At 65.1% G+C, this 13448-nt stretch carries 11 protein-coding genes; 4 read left to right on the top strand and 7 right to left on the bottom strand.

Translation table 11 applies throughout. The features are described 5' to 3' along the window. Positions 1-518 precede the first annotated feature (518 nt). From dut to ubiE, 4 genes are read right to left on the bottom strand one after another with little or no spacing between them, the layout of a single operon-like run. Positions 519-977, bottom strand: a complete 459-nt coding sequence (dut, locus tag AC0L2F_RS35260) for a dUTP diphosphatase (protein ID WP_473251473.1) — start codon at positions 975-977, stop codon at positions 519-521. Continuing rightward, positions 974-2437, bottom strand: coding sequence for a bifunctional phosphopantothenoylcysteine decarboxylase/phosphopantothenate--cysteine ligase CoaBC (coaBC, locus tag AC0L2F_RS35255; protein WP_473251472.1), 1464 nt, complete (start codon positions 2435-2437; stop codon positions 974-976). The genes dut and coaBC overlap by 4 nt, the downstream gene beginning before the upstream one ends. Before the next feature lie 56 nt (positions 2438-2493). Beyond that, positions 2494-4068, bottom strand: coding sequence for a 2-polyprenylphenol 6-hydroxylase (gene ubiB, locus AC0L2F_RS35250; RefSeq protein WP_473251471.1), 1575 nt, complete (start codon positions 4066-4068; stop codon positions 2494-2496). Then, positions 4065-4826 (bottom strand): bifunctional demethylmenaquinone methyltransferase/2-methoxy-6-polyprenyl-1,4-benzoquinol methylase UbiE, encoded by a 762-nt coding sequence (ubiE, locus tag AC0L2F_RS35245; RefSeq protein WP_473251470.1) that lies wholly within the window; start codon positions 4824-4826, stop codon positions 4065-4067. The genes ubiB and ubiE overlap by 4 nt, the downstream gene beginning before the upstream one ends. Positions 4827-4907: 81 nt before the next feature. Here ubiE and mutM point away from each other — a divergent pair, with 81 nt between their 5' ends. Further along, positions 4908-5789 carry a bifunctional DNA-formamidopyrimidine glycosylase/DNA-(apurinic or apyrimidinic site) lyase gene (mutM, locus tag AC0L2F_RS35240; RefSeq protein WP_473251469.1) on the top strand — a complete coding sequence of 294 codons (882 nt, stop codon included), beginning with the start codon at positions 4908-4910 and terminating at the stop codon, positions 5787-5789. Positions 5790-6038: 249 nt separating this feature from the next. Here mutM and AC0L2F_RS35235 read toward each other — a convergent pair whose 3' ends face one another. Continuing rightward, a complete protein-coding gene (locus AC0L2F_RS35235; RefSeq protein ID WP_473251468.1) occupies positions 6039-6782 on the bottom strand; it encodes a nucleotide-binding protein in 744 nt (247 codons plus the stop codon). Between the two features lie 237 nt (positions 6783-7019). Between AC0L2F_RS35235 and ggt the strand changes: the two genes are divergently transcribed. Further along, entirely contained in the window at positions 7020-8699 is a 1680-nt protein-coding gene (gene ggt / locus AC0L2F_RS35230; protein WP_473251467.1) for a gamma-glutamyltransferase, read from the top strand. A gap of 144 nt (positions 8700-8843) precedes the next feature. On the opposite strand, the gene AC0L2F_RS35225 is transcribed toward ggt, so the two are convergent. Continuing rightward, positions 8844-10202 (bottom strand): serine protease, encoded by a 1359-nt coding sequence (locus AC0L2F_RS35225; protein ID WP_473251466.1) that lies wholly within the window; start codon positions 10200-10202, stop codon positions 8844-8846. 233 nt (positions 10203-10435) lie between these two features. Here AC0L2F_RS35225 and AC0L2F_RS35220 point away from each other — a divergent pair, with 233 nt between their 5' ends. Then, positions 10436-11239: a HesA/MoeB/ThiF family protein gene (locus AC0L2F_RS35220; RefSeq protein ID WP_473251465.1), complete on the top strand. Its 804-nt coding sequence runs from the start codon at positions 10436-10438 to the stop codon at positions 11237-11239. A gap of 9 nt (positions 11240-11248) precedes the next feature. On the opposite strand, the gene AC0L2F_RS35215 is transcribed toward AC0L2F_RS35220, so the two are convergent. Further along, a complete protein-coding gene (locus tag AC0L2F_RS35215; protein ID WP_473251464.1) occupies positions 11249-12256 on the bottom strand; it encodes an aldo/keto reductase in 1008 nt (335 codons plus the stop codon). A gap of 113 nt (positions 12257-12369) precedes the next feature. Between AC0L2F_RS35215 and AC0L2F_RS35210 the strand changes: the two genes are divergently transcribed. After that, positions 12370-13278, top strand: coding sequence for a LysR family transcriptional regulator (locus AC0L2F_RS35210; protein WP_473251463.1), 909 nt, complete (start codon positions 12370-12372; stop codon positions 13276-13278). Positions 13279-13448 lie beyond the last annotated feature (170 nt).

Below are 13448 nucleotides of genomic sequence, written 5' to 3'. Positions count from 1 at the left end.
CGTGAGCACGCCGATCTTGACGACATCGTCGGAAATCTGCGCCCGCGCGGCGCCTGAGGTGGCGGCGAGAGCGCTTCCCAACAAGCCGTTGCGCACGAGCGATGTGCACGACAGCAGCGTCCGACGCATCGACACGATCACGCCTGACATAGTTGCCCCAAGATCGCACGAATTTGCGCGCGGCGACCCCCGTCGCGCGCGAATCAAACGACAATACCCTCACCGTGACTCCACCGGTAAGAGTCCAGATCGTGAACGCAAAGGCGGTCCCAAAAAAATGCGGGGCGCGGTGTTCCAGTTCACGTAGTTCCTCGGGTGGTTCGGCGGAAATTGCCGTGCGCTAGCGTGTCGGATTGCTTGCCCCCGAAGCCGGTGCGCTCCCTCCCTCGCTTGCGGGGGAGGGTCGGGGAGAGGGTTTCTCGGCAACGGGACAATTCCCCAGAGGGTAGAACCCTCACCCGCGCCTTCGGCGCGACCTCTCGCGCAGGCGGGAGAGGTACACCCAACGCTCAGCTCGGCTAGCGGCCGGTCGAGCCGAATCCGCCGGCGCCGCGGTCGGTCGCGGACAGGGTCGCCACGGGAACCAGCGCGGCCTGCACCATTGGCGCGATCACCATCTGCGCGATGCGCTCGCCGCGCTTGACCACGAAGGCGGTCTGGCCGTGGTTGATCAGGATCACCTTGATCTCGCCGCGATAGTCCGCGTCGATCGTGCCCGGTGAGTTCAGCACGGTGACGCCGTGCTTGGCCGCAAGCCCCGAACGCGGCCGCACCTGCGCCTCGTACCCGGGCGGCAGTGCGATCGCGAGGCCCGTCGGCACCAGCGCGTAGTGGCCGGGCGCGAGCGTCAGCGGCTCGTTCTCGGGCACTGCCGCCATCAGGTCGAGACCGGCGGCATCATCGGTCTGGTAGGCCGGCAGCGGCAGCCCTTCCGCATGGGGCAGGCGTTGCAGTTCGACGATGACTTTGCTGCTCAAGATGCGGGCTCCCGGGATTTGCCGGTCACGCTCTTTGCGATATGCGCGACCAGTTCGATGGCGACCTGTTCCTTGGTCATCGCCGGCCAGGAATCAACTGCAATCTCGCCATCCTTCTCATCGTTCTTCTCACCGCCCTTGCGGCTGATGAGGTGCACGGTGTTGCGGTCCCCGCCCATCACGCCGGTTGCGGGGGAGACGTCGTTGGCGACAATCCAGTCGCAGCCCTTGCGGGCAAGCTTCGACTTGGCGTTGTCGATGAGGTGCTCGGTCTCGGCGGCAAAGCCGATCACCAGTGGCGGACGCTGGTCGGTCAGTTTCGAGATCGTCGCGAGGATATCGGGGTTCTCGACCAGCTGGAGCGGCGGCATGCCGGCCGAACTCTTCTTCAGCTTCTGCTCGCCTTCGTTGACGACGCGCCAGTCGGCGACGGCGGCGGCGAAGATCGCGATGTCGGCGGGAAGCGCCGCCTGCACCTGTTCCAGCATCTGCCTTGCCGATTCCACATGCTTAACCGTCACGCCCTGGGGATCGCCAAGCTCGACCGGGCCGCTGACCAGGATCACCTCGGCGCCTGCGGCCTGTGCGGCGGCAGCGATCGCAAAGCCCTGCTTGCCGGAGGACCGGTTGGCGATGTAGCGCACCGGATCGATCGGCTCGTGGGTTGGACCCGCAGTGATCAGCACGCGCTTGCCGGCGAGGGGGCGCGGCATCGGCGGCCGCAGCAGGCGCTCGGCGGCGGTCGCAATCTCGATCGCCTCGGACATGCGGCCGATGCCGGCTTCACCTGCTTCCGCCATCTCCCCGGAATTCGGCCCGATCAGCATGATGCCGTCGCGCTGAAGCTGCGCGACATTGCGCCGTGTCGCCGCGTTGTTCCACATCAGCGGATTCATCGCCGGCGCAAGCAGGACCTTGCGGTTGGTCGCGAGCAGGATAGCACTGGCGAGATCGTCGGCATGGCCGTTCGCCATCTTGGCCATCAAATCCGCGGTCGCAGGCGCCACCACGATCAGGTCGCACTCGCGCGCGAGCCGGATATGACCGGCGTCGAACTCGCTCTGGGGATCGAACAGGTCAGTGTAGACGCGCTCATGCGAGAGCGCGCTCACGGCCAGCGGCGTGACGAATTGCTGCGCCGCCTTGGTCAGCACACAGCGCACCTCGATCCGTCGCTCCTTGAGCCGTCGGATCAGGTCGAGCGATTTGTAGGCCGCGATCCCGCCGCCGATGATCAGGGTGACGCTGGCTTCTGAAACGGTACCGGTGCGTTGGGGTATCGCGGCGGTGGTGGTCGCGGGCGGCGCCGTGAACGGCGTCAGCGGCTCCTCACGGCCTTCGATCAACTCCCCGAGGATGACCCGGACCTCTTCCTCGACCGACCTGCGGTTCTTGGCCGAACGCAGCCTGAGGTAAGTTTTGATGCCTTCATCGAGCTTGCGAATGGTCAGGCTCGCCATGATGGCCCTCCAACACAAATGATAGCGATGCTATCATTCGTATGATTGCACTGCAATCACAGATTCCGGACGGCGATCAGGATGCCGATGAAGGTCGCGGCGATGATCCAGAGCGCCACGGTGCGCCAACGGTTCTTGCGGCCCTCGCTGCGGCCCATCGCCGCGATGCTCTCCGGCGACAGCCGGATGCCCTCCCGGGTCATGGTCTCCAGCTGTTCGAGCACCGCAACCGAGCGCTCGGCGATATCAGGCAGACGCATCAGGATGCGCGCGAGATCACCGGTGCCGGAGATCGCGCCCTGGACCCGGCCGATCGGACCGAGGTTGCGCTCGATCCATTCCCGCACCACGGGGTCGGCGACCTTCCAGATGTCGAGCTTGGGATCGAAGCCGCGTGCCACGCCCTCGACCACCACCATGGTCTTCTGCAGCAGGATCAGCTCGGGCCGCGTGGTCATGTCGAACAGGCCGGTGACCTCGAGCAGCAGCGTCAGCAGCCGCGCCATCGAGATCTCTTCCGCCGTGCGGTTGTGAATGGGCTCGCCGATGGCGCGGATCGCTTGCGCGAAGTTCTCGACTGAGTGATGCGCGGGCACATAGCCGGCCTCGAAATGCACTTCCGCGACACGACGATAGTCGCGGGTGATGAAGCCGAGCAGGATTTCGGCGAGAAAGCGCCGCTCCTTCATGCCGAGCCGGCCCATGATGCCGAAATCAACCGCGACAAGACGGCCCGCGTCATCCAGGAACAGATTGCCCGGGTGCATGTCGGCATGGAAGAAGCCATCGCGCAGCGCGTGGCGCAGGAAGCTCTGAATCACCTTGCGGCCGAGATCGGGCAGGTCGACCTGCGACTCTGCCAGGCGCTTGTGATCGTTCAGCGCGATGCCGTCGATCCACTCCATCGTCAGCACGTTGTGCGTGGTGCGGTCCCAGTCGACATCAGGCACGCGGAAATCAGGATCGTTGCGCGTGTTCTCCGCCATCTCCGACAGCGCCGCAGCCTCGAGGCGCAGGTCCATCTCCATCGCGACCGAGCGCGACATGGTGTTGATGACCTCGATGAGGCGCAGGCGCCGCGCCTCGGACGAATAGGATTCGGCCTTGTATGCGACGAAGAAGAAGTCGGAGAGGTCGCGGCGGAAGCGTGCGGCCACGTTGGGGCGCAGCACTTTCACGGCGACGGCCTTGCGGATGCCGTCGCGCAGGACTTCGCCGCGATGCACCTGTGCGATCGAGGCGGCTGCGACCGGCGCACTAAGGCTCGCGAACACGTCGGTCAGCGGCCGTTCCAGCGAGGTCGCGATCACGGCTTCCGCTTCGACTTGCGAAAACGGCGGCAGGCGGTCCTGAAGGCTTTCCAGATCACGCGCCATGGCAACGCCGACCACATCGGGGCGCGTCGCCAGAAATTGTCCGAGTTTGAGATAGGCAGGGCCCATCCGGGTGAGCGCGCGCGACAGCCGCGGGCCATGCTTCGGACCGCGCCGTTCGATCAGGCGCGCAAGCTTCAGCGCGAGCTGTCCGTGCGGCGGCACCAGGCTGGGATCGACGGCGCCGAATACGCCCTCGCGCGCGAATACGAACGCGGCGCGCATCAGGCGCGCACTATGGGTTATGGCAGAGATCACAAACGCCAGCCCGAATGCAGTGCGACGATGCCGCCGGACAATATCTGCCAGTTCACGCGGGCGAAGCCGGCATTACGAATCATATCGGCGAAGGCGTTGGGTCTTGGGAACTTGCGGATCGACTCGACCAGATATTGGTAGGACTCGGCGTCACCCGTGATCATGCGCCCGAGCGGCGGGATCACCTTGAACGAGAACAGGTCATAAAGGCGATCCAGCCCGGGCATCTCGACGGTGGAGAATTCCAGACAGAGGAAGCGGCTGCCTGGCTTGAGCACGCGATAGGCCTCGGCCAGCGCGAGATCGATCCGTGGCACGTTGCGAATGCCGAAAGCGATCGTATATGCGTCGAAGCTGCGGTCGGCGAAAGCAAGCGCTTCGGCATTGCCCTCGACGAAATCGACCTGGGTCTCGAGATGCCGCTTGGCGGCGCGCTCGCGGCCCACCTCCAGCATCCCGGAATTGATGTCGCAGACGGTGGCATGGAAACCCGCGCCCGCCGCCTTGGCGGCGCGGAACGAGATGTCGCCGGTGCCGCCGGCAACGTCGAGCAGCGCGAACGGCCGGTCGCCTCTGGGCGGGTTGAGCGCGCTGATCATGATGTCCTTCCAGACCCGGTGCAGTCCACCGGACATCAAATCGTTCATCAAATCATAGCGCGACGCCACGCTGTGAAACACATCGTTCACCAGCGTCTGCTTGTCGCCCAGGGGAACGTCCCTGAAGCCAAAATGCGTGGTTTCGCCCGGCCGATCCATTACTCTACTCCACGAGGCGGACCATAGCGCGCCCGCCGCAATGGCGCTATCACACCGCCCTCATAAGGTGAATGCCTGACCATGCCCGAATTGCCCGAAGTCGAGACCGTCCGCCGCGGCCTTCAGCCTGTCATGGAGGGTGCAAAAATCCTGGTCGCGGAGGCCCGCAGGCCCGATTTGCGCTTTCCCTTCCAGCCGGATTTCGTGGCCCGACTGAAGGGACAGGTCGTCACGGGGCTCGGCCGCCGTGCAAAATATCTCATGGCCGATCTCGCCTCCGGCGACGTGCTGTTGATGCATCTGGGCATGTCGGGCTCGTTTCGCGTCATCAAGCCGGACAACGAGGTGGCGCCCGGCGAGTTTCACTATCCGCGAGCCAAGGACTCCGCGCACGACCACGTGCTGTTTCGGATGTCCTCCGGCGCCGACATCGTCTTCAACGATCCGCGCCGCTTCGGTTACATGAAAGTGATCGCGCGCAGTGCGCTCGACGAGGAGCCGCTGCTGCGCGGGCTCGGCCCCGAGCCGCTCGGCAACGAATTTGACGCTGCGATGCTGGCGCGGTCCTGCGCCGGCAAGACCACGAGCCTGAAAGCCGCGCTGCTCGATCAGCGCGTGGTCGCCGGGCTCGGCAACATCTATGTCTGCGAAGCCCTGCATCGCTCGCATCTGTCGCCGCGCCGGATCGCCGCGACGTTGTCGACCAAGAAGGGCGAGACGACGGACCATGCAAAGCGACTGGTCGGCGCGATCCATACCGTGCTGAACGACGCCATCAAGGCCGGCGGCTCCAGCTTGCGCGATCATCGCCAGACCTCGGGCGAGCTCGGCTATTTTCAGCACTCGTTCAAGGTCTATGACCGCGAGGGCGAGAAATGCACGACGCCGCGCTGCGCCGGCATCGTGAAGCGTTTTACGCAGAACGGCCGGTCGACGTTCTGGTGTCCGAAATGTCAGAAGTGAGTCAGCATCGCGATGATGGAGTGCCGTAGCCCGGATGGAGCGCAGCGCAATCCGGGTTCTCGTGCAGCGGATGGAGGCGTCCCGGATTGCGCTGCGCTCCATCCAGGCTACGAAAGCAATGACGGCGGAGATAGGGCTGCCAAAAAAAGCGAAGCGAAGCAATCCGGCCGGGCTGGTGGCCGGATTGCTTCGTCGCTAAGGCCCTTCCGGATGGCGAAGGGCCGGCTGGCGTCTGGGCGATTGCCCCGCTCAGGACGCCAGTGTCGTGGTTTCGTCGACCGCCAGCTCGGCGGCGACGTGCAACATTCCGTCCGCGGCCGCGATGACCTGGTCGATCAAGACATTGGTGGTGGCGGCGAGCTCGAGCCGGGTCTCGATCCAATGCCAGAGGCCGCGGATCTCCTCGGTCGACTTGCCGTTCGGCGCGAACTCGCTGACCGCAAGGCCGCTTGCGAGCGAGTCCTGATGGTCGTTGCGCATCACGATCAGGGGACGCGCGAGCACCTCGGCGAGATCCAGCGCTGCTTCCTCGGCGAGGGTGTTGGCGGCATTGTCGATGCGCTGGCCGCGGATCGGAGTCTGGTTCAGCACGAAGCTGTAAGGCCGCTTCCAGGCACGCGCGACGCTCAGCGTCGAAACGGTCGCCTCGATGTCGGCGACGCTCGGGCGGGCCGGGATCAGGCAGAGGTCGCAATGGCGGATCGCGGCGGTGGTCGCGGCGCTGAGGCCGGCTGCGGTATCGACGATCGCGAGCTGGAGGCCGCTTTCGGCCAGCATTTTCAGGCGCGGCTCGATGTCGGCGGCGTGATAGATCGGCTCGACAACGAGATCGTCGGTGGTGCGGCGGCGCTGCCAGTTGGACAGTGTACCCTGCGGGTCGGTTTCGATCAGCCGAACGGTGAAGCCGGCCTGCTTGGCTGCCAGCGCGAGGCCGATGGCGAGCGTGCTCTTGCCGCTGCCACCCTTTTGGGTGGCCAGTGCGATCGTGTGCATTGAAGATCAATCCTTTGGAGTGCTCGGGTCAGGGAAACGCCACGTGAACGTGCATCGATCTCGATGCTGAGCTCTTCTCGCTCAGGACGTGCCGGCCCGATCCAAAGGGGATCGCGGAGGTCCGAATCAGCAATAACGATGATGGCGGAATCGGAAATGCCAGCGAATCCGTACCATTACTGGACCCGTACTCGTACGTGTGCTGTGCTCGCTGCCGTGAATAAAAGGACAAGCGGCATGGGCGGAAACTGGCGCGACCGGACGGCGACGAATTTTGAATGCCAGAAGATGCCCGCGGTATCGAGCCGCGGCATGGTGGTCAGCAACCATCCACTGGCCTCCAGCGCCGGCGCGGAGATGCTGGCCGCCGGCGGCAATGCCATCGACGCCGCGATAGCGACCCTGTTCACGCTGACCGTGGTCGAGCCGATGATGGTCGGCATCATCGGCGGCGGCATGGCGCACATCCGGCTCGCCGACGGCAGCCACCGCTTCATCGACGGGCAGAGCACTGTGCCCGCGGCGATGCTTGACACCAGCTACACTCCCATGCCGGGTTCCGCGCATGACGTGTTCGACACCGTCGGCCAGGAAAATCTCAACGGCCCAAGGGCTGTCGCCACACCGGGTTCGCTGAAAGCCTGGTGCGAGACGCTGCGCCGCTTCGGCACCATGAGCCTCGCCGACGTCATGCAGCCCGCGATCAAGCACGCCGCGCGCGGCTATGCGGCGACACCCTATCTGCACGAATGCATCACCGAGAGCGCCGCCGAGATGCGCAAGGACAAGCCGATCACGGCGATTTACTTGCCTGATGGACAGCCGTTGAAGGCCGGTGAGCGCGTGGTGCAATCAGAATATGCCGAAACGCTCCGCTACATCGCCGATCACGGCGAGACCGCGCTTTACGAGGGGCCGCTTGGCGGCATACTGGTCGACTACATGGAAAAGGCTGGCGGCTTTATCCGGCGCAACGATCTCACCAGCTACAAGACCGTCGAACGGCAGCCGATCCGCGCCGATTATCGCGGCTGGACCATCTTTGGCCCGCCGCCGCCCGCGGCCTCCGGCGTGCATATCGCGCAGATGCTGAACATCCTGGAGGGTTACGACATCGGCAGCCTTGGCTTCGGCACGCCGGAAACGATCCACTATCTCGCCGAGGTCCTGAAGATCGCATTCGCCGATCGTGCCGCGGCCAGCGGCGATCCTGATTATGTCTGCGTCCCCGTGGAGCGGCTGACCTCGAAGGCCTATGCCGAGGAGCGCCGCGCTGCGATCGATCCGGCGCGGGCGCAGGCCTGGGGCGCCGGCGTGTCGCAGCTTGAAGGCACTCACACCACGCACATGACGGCGGCTGACGCGTTCGGCAACGTGGTTGCGACCACGCAGACCATCAACAATCTGTTCGGCGCCAAGATCATGATCCCGGGCCTCGGCGCCATCGCCAACAACTACATGAACCTGTTCGATCCGCGGCCAGGCCACGCCCTGTCGCTGGCGCCGGGCAAGCGGGTGACGACCTCGATGTCGCCGATGATGGCACTCCGTGATGGAAAGCTGCGCTATGCGCTGGGCTTGCCCGGCGGAAAACGAATCTTCCCGAGCGCGATGCAGGCGCTGCTCAATCTGATCGACCACGGTATGAGCTTGCAGCAAGCAGTCGAGGCGCCGCGGGTCTGGACCGAGGGCAATGCACTCGAGGTTGAGCAGAAGGTGCCGGAGAGCGTGCGCGCGAAGCTCGAGAGCCTCGGCCACAAGGTTCAGCCTGTCGCGACAGTCGCCGGCGGCATGAACGGTATCGCCTTCCATGACGACGGCACCATGAGTGGCGCCGCTTGCTGGCGTGCGGACGGCACGCCGGTCGGGATCTCGGGTGGCCTCGCGAATGCCGGGATCAGGTTCAGGCTGAGCTAGGTCTCGTGCCCCGGACGCAGCGCAGCGCTTCTTCAGTGGTGCGCCACTGAGCCGGGGCCCAGAACTTCTTGCATCGAATGTGAGACATGGGTCGCAATTCAGCGAAGCGGCATTTCATGCCGCATCGCGCCCGGGACACGAGCGTTACTTGCGCACGCAGATCACCCGGACGACAGCGGCTTTTGCATCAGTGGACGTGCCGTTCGCGGTGACGGCGTTCGCCTTCAGGAAATCGCGCACCGTCTCCGCGGAGACCATCACCGCCTGCGACGCCGGCACCGACGTCGCGGGGCCCGCGACCATCGTCGGCTTCAACAGCGCAACGCCGGCGAATTTGCCGTCGCCGTCGATGGCGGCGCTGCCGGAGAAGCCGACAGCCGGCGGCGGTGAGAGCGGGGAATCGCCGCCACCGACAGATGCCAGCGCAGCCTTGAGGCTCGACGCGACGGCCGCGCCGCCCTGGCTCTGCGGATCAGCGATACCGATGACATCGACACTCGTCTTTGCCGCGCCGCCGCCGAGGCTGAGCGGCTTCAGGCCGCGCGCGCCGTAGATATGCAGCAGCGCGAGATCGTGTTCCCGGTCCTCGGCGAGACGGTCGGCGCTGCCATGGCCGGCGATCGTGATCGCGAGACAGGAATCGGTGACGAGGCGGTCCGTGACGATCGCACCATCGTCGCTGACGACGAGGCCGGTGCCATATTCGACATTCTTGCGTGGCGGCGGCCCGGCCTGTGGCCCCGACGGAAACGCGCTGAACGCGCTCGACATCGCGATCACGACCGGCTCGACCGTGTTCTCGGTTGCCTGATCGTAGAGGATCGTCATGATGCGAACTTCATCACCCCGAGAAGTGCCGCGCATGTAAAATTTCTTCAGGCCCTGCAAACCGGACAGCACGAAGAAGTCGGGCTTCACCACGGTGTAGTCGACCTTGCGACCCGGCTCCTTCTTCTCCGCTTCGGCAAGCTTGGCTGTGGTCGGGTTCGCCTCCTTGCGGCGGCTGAGCAGCACCTGCACCGTGCCAGTGGGCGAGGTCCATTTCGAGCCGTTGGCGTCGGTCGCCTGCTGCGGCACCAGTTTTGAGGGAATGCCAAGCCGCGCGCCGCTGGTCATCTCCGTCACGATCTTCCAGCCGACGTTGTCCTGCTTCCGGCGCGCGGTCTCAGCGAGCACGGCGCGTTCCTGCGGATTGAGCACGCCAGTCGGCTTGCTACCTCTGAGCTTCTGGTATTCCTTGATGGCATCGACCATGCGCGCGCTGACGTCGCCGGTGATAGCGCCGTTGTACTGGCCGACCCAGGCGAGGTCGGACTGCAGCGACAGCCGCTCCACCTGCGCCATGGCATCGGCCGTCGCAGCCGGCGTCTGCAATGCAGGAGGCCGGATCGGAACGGTCTGGACCGGCTTCGGCTTGGTGCCGGGGATCTGCGCTGTCGTCATCTGGGCGTTCGCGCCTGTCGCAGCCGCAAACATCAGTGTTGCCGCAAGCATCGATCTCATGACAAATCCAGCCAGCCCATTGAACGCAATGCCATTGAAGCACATCTCGTTGGTCGCGAACAATGTTGCGGTGGTTCAGGCTGCGAGAGCGCCCGCGAACTCAAATCCTCATCCTGAGGAGCGGCCTCAAGGCCGCGCCTCGAAGGATGGCGCGGGCGATATCGGGGCCTGCATGGTTCGAGACGCGCGTTCCGCGCTCCTCACCATGAGGGTTGAGAGAACGAAGGACGACCATGCTGAGCCCGGACGAACTCGAACGTTATGCCCGCCATATCGTGCTGCGCGATGTCGGTGGCCCCGGCCAGGCTGCGCTGAAGCGAGCCTCCGTGCTGGTGATCGGGGCCGGCGGGCTCGGTGCGCCCGCGTTGATGTATCTGGCGGCCGCCGGCATCGGCACGCTCGGCGTGGTCGATGACGATGTGGTGTCGCTGTCGAACCTCCAGCGCCAGGTCATTCACACCACGCCCGACATCGGCCGGCACAAGGTCGAGAGCGCGGCCGAACGGATCTCGGCGCTCAATCCGCATGTCCGCTTCGTCGGCCACGCCACCTGGCTCAATGCCGACAATGCGCTGTCGCTGATCGGCGACTATGACCTCGTGCTCGACGGCTCCGACAATTTCTCGACCCGCTATCTGGCCTCGGACGCCTGCTTCTTCGCGAAGAGGCCGCTGATCACGGCGGCGCTCGGCACCTTCGATGGCTCGCTCACCACCATCCGTGCCCACGAGAAGAACGAGCAGGGCGAATTCAATCCGACCTATCGCTGCCTGTTCCCGGAGGCGCCGCCGCCCGGGACCGTGCCGGCGTGCGCGGAAGCCGGCGTCATGGGCGCGCTGGCGGGCGTGATGGGCTCGATGATGGCGCTGGAGGCGATCCGCGAGATCGTCGGCTTTGGCGACGGCCTGGTTGGCCGTCTCCTGATGATCGATGCGCGCGCGATGCGCTTCGAGACGCTGCGCTACGCGCGCGATCCGGCCAATCCGCTCAATGGCGATGGGCCTGTGATCACCGATCTCAGCGCCCATAGCCCTTGATTGCAGATACTAGGCGGCGGCGGACTTCTCGCTGTCCAGATGCGCCATCTGCTCGGCCGTATAGCGCGTGCCTGAGGCGACATTGGGCGGAAACGCCTTGGCCAGCGCCGCAAGCTGAGTCGGCGTCAAATTGACCTTGGTCGCACCGAGCGCCTCAGTGAGGCGGTTGCGGGTGCGGGCGCCGACCAGCGGCACGATCTCCTTACCCTGCTGCGCCACCCAGGCGATCGCGACTTGTGCCGGCGTTGCGCCGATCTCCGCAGCGATGGCGCGCAGCTGCTCCACCAGCGCGAGATTGGAATCGAGATTCGATCCCTGGAAACGCGGTGTCATCAGCCGGTAGTCCTTGCCGGTCTTGCCGGAGTCCTTCGACCAATGGCCGCTGATGAGGCCGCGCGCCAGCACGCCGTAAGCCGTGATGCCGATGCCGAGCTCGCGGCAGGTCTTCAGGATGTCGCGTTCGATGCCGCGTTCGATCAGCGAATATTCGATCTGGAGATCGGCGATCGGATGCACGGCGTGCGCGCGGCGGATGGTGTCGGAGCCGACCTCGGACAGGCCGATATGCCTGATGTAACCGGCCTTCACCAGCTCGGCGAGACCGCCCACCGTCTCCTCGATCGGGACGCTGGGATCAAGCCGCGCCGGGCGGTAGATGTCGATGTAATCGGTGCCGAGCCGTTGCAGCGAATAGGCGAGAAAATTCTTCATTGCGGCCGGACGACAGTCCATGCCGGTGAATTCGCCGGCGGGACCGCGCAGCGCGCCGAACTTCACGCTGATCTGCACTTTTTCGCGCGGCACGTCCTTGAGCGCTTCGCGCACCAGCATTTCATTATGGCCCATGGCGTAGAAGTCGCCGGTGTCGAGCAGCGTGATTCCTGCATCGAGCGCGGCGTGGATCGTGGCGATGCTCTCGCCGCGATCGGAAGGACCATAGGCATCCGACATCGCCATGCAGCCGAGACCGAGGCTTGAGACGGTGGGGCCGGTTGAACCGAGTTTGCGCTGTTCCATGGTGGCTCTCCTCAAAGGCGCTGGCTGCGCCGCGTGACGAGGCCCGATATGCGCCTGATCGATTGTGCCGATAAGCTGGACAATCGAGAATGGCTTGTTCACATTAGAGAACAATGACTGAGCCCGAGCTGCGTGATCTCGACGTCTTCGTGGCGGTGGCCCGCACCCGCAATTTCCGGCGCGCGGCGATCGATATTCGCGTGTCGGTGTCGAGCCTTAGCCAGCGATTGCGGGACCTTGAGGAGCGCCTCGGCGTCCGCCTGATGAACCGCACCACCCGCAGTGTCGCCCTGACCGAGGCGGGCGAGCTGCTGCTGTCGCGCGTGGCTCCGGCGCTGCGCGATGTCGGCGATGCCCTCGATCAGGTCCGTGGCCTGCGCGAAATGGCCTCGGGCCGGCTGCGCATCAACGCGCCGCCGCCCGCCGTCGATCTCGTGCTGGCGCCGATGATCGGGCCGTTCCTTAAGGCCTATCCGCAGGTCGACCTCGACATCGTCTCCGAGAGCGGGTTCGTGGACATCGTCAGCGCGGGCTTCGATGCCGGCGTGCGCTATGGCGAGCATCTCGCGCAGGACATGGTGGCGATCTCGCTCAGCGGCCCGCAGAGCTATGTCGTGGTCGCTTCGCCCGATTACCTCGCGCGCCGCGGCAAGCCTGAGCATCCGAAGGATCTGCTCGATCATGATTGCATCCGCGCCCGCTACTCCAGCGGTGTCATGCATGATCTGGAGTTCGAGAAGGCCGGTCAGCTGGTGAAGGTCGATCCGCCGGCAAAGCTGATCTCGACCAACATGGGTCTTTCCATGCGCGCTGCGCTCGACGGTGTCGGTATCTGGGCGACGCTTGATGGTTATGTCGGCGAAGCCCTGAAGTCAGGCGCGCTGGTCAGCCTGCTCCAGGACTGGTGCGAGCCGTTTCCGGGCCCGTTCCTGTATTATCCAAGCCGGCGACAAACGCCGCCGGCGCTGCGAGCCTTCATTGATTTCGTTGCCGACTGGCGCAAGCGAAACGCCCGAGGATAGCAGACCCTCATGGTGAGGAGCGCGGAACGCGCGTCTCGAACCATGAAGGCCCGGATCTCGCCTGTGGCCATCCTTCGAGACGACCGCTACGCAGTCTCCTCAGAGCTTGAGAATGTTTTGCTCCCGCCGGGAGAGTTTTGCATTGCCTGGAGAGCGGTGACCCCAAGGTT

Source organism: Bradyrhizobium sp. Ken64, from assembly GCF_055807555.1.
This window is presented reverse-complemented; position numbering and strand designations above follow the sequence as displayed.

Excerpts from the sequence above, each read along its gene's own strand:
- mutM (WP_473251469.1), top strand. The coding sequence starts at position 4,908 with ATGCCCGAATTGCCCGAAGTCGAGACCGTCCGCCGCGGCCTTCAGCCT.
- ggt (WP_473251467.1), top strand. The coding sequence starts at position 7,020 with ATGGGCGGAAACTGGCGCGACCGGACGGCGACGAATTTTGAATGCCAG.
- AC0L2F_RS35215 (WP_473251464.1), bottom strand. The coding sequence starts at position 12,256 with ATGGAACAGCGCAAACTCGGTTCAACCGGCCCCACCGTCTCAAGCCTC.
- AC0L2F_RS35220 (WP_473251465.1), top strand. The coding sequence starts at position 10,436 with ATGCTGAGCCCGGACGAACTCGAACGTTATGCCCGCCATATCGTGCTG.
- ubiE (WP_473251470.1), bottom strand. The coding sequence starts at position 4,826 with ATGGATCGGCCGGGCGAAACCACGCATTTTGGCTTCAGGGACGTTCCC.
- AC0L2F_RS35210 (WP_473251463.1), top strand. The coding sequence starts at position 12,370 with ATGACTGAGCCCGAGCTGCGTGATCTCGACGTCTTCGTGGCGGTGGCC.
- AC0L2F_RS35235 (WP_473251468.1), bottom strand. The coding sequence starts at position 6,782 with ATGCACACGATCGCACTGGCCACCCAAAAGGGTGGCAGCGGCAAGAGC.
- coaBC (WP_473251472.1), bottom strand. The coding sequence starts at position 2,437 with ATGGCGAGCCTGACCATTCGCAAGCTCGATGAAGGCATCAAAACTTAC.
- AC0L2F_RS35225 (WP_473251466.1), bottom strand. The coding sequence starts at position 10,202 with ATGAGATCGATGCTTGCGGCAACACTGATGTTTGCGGCTGCGACAGGC.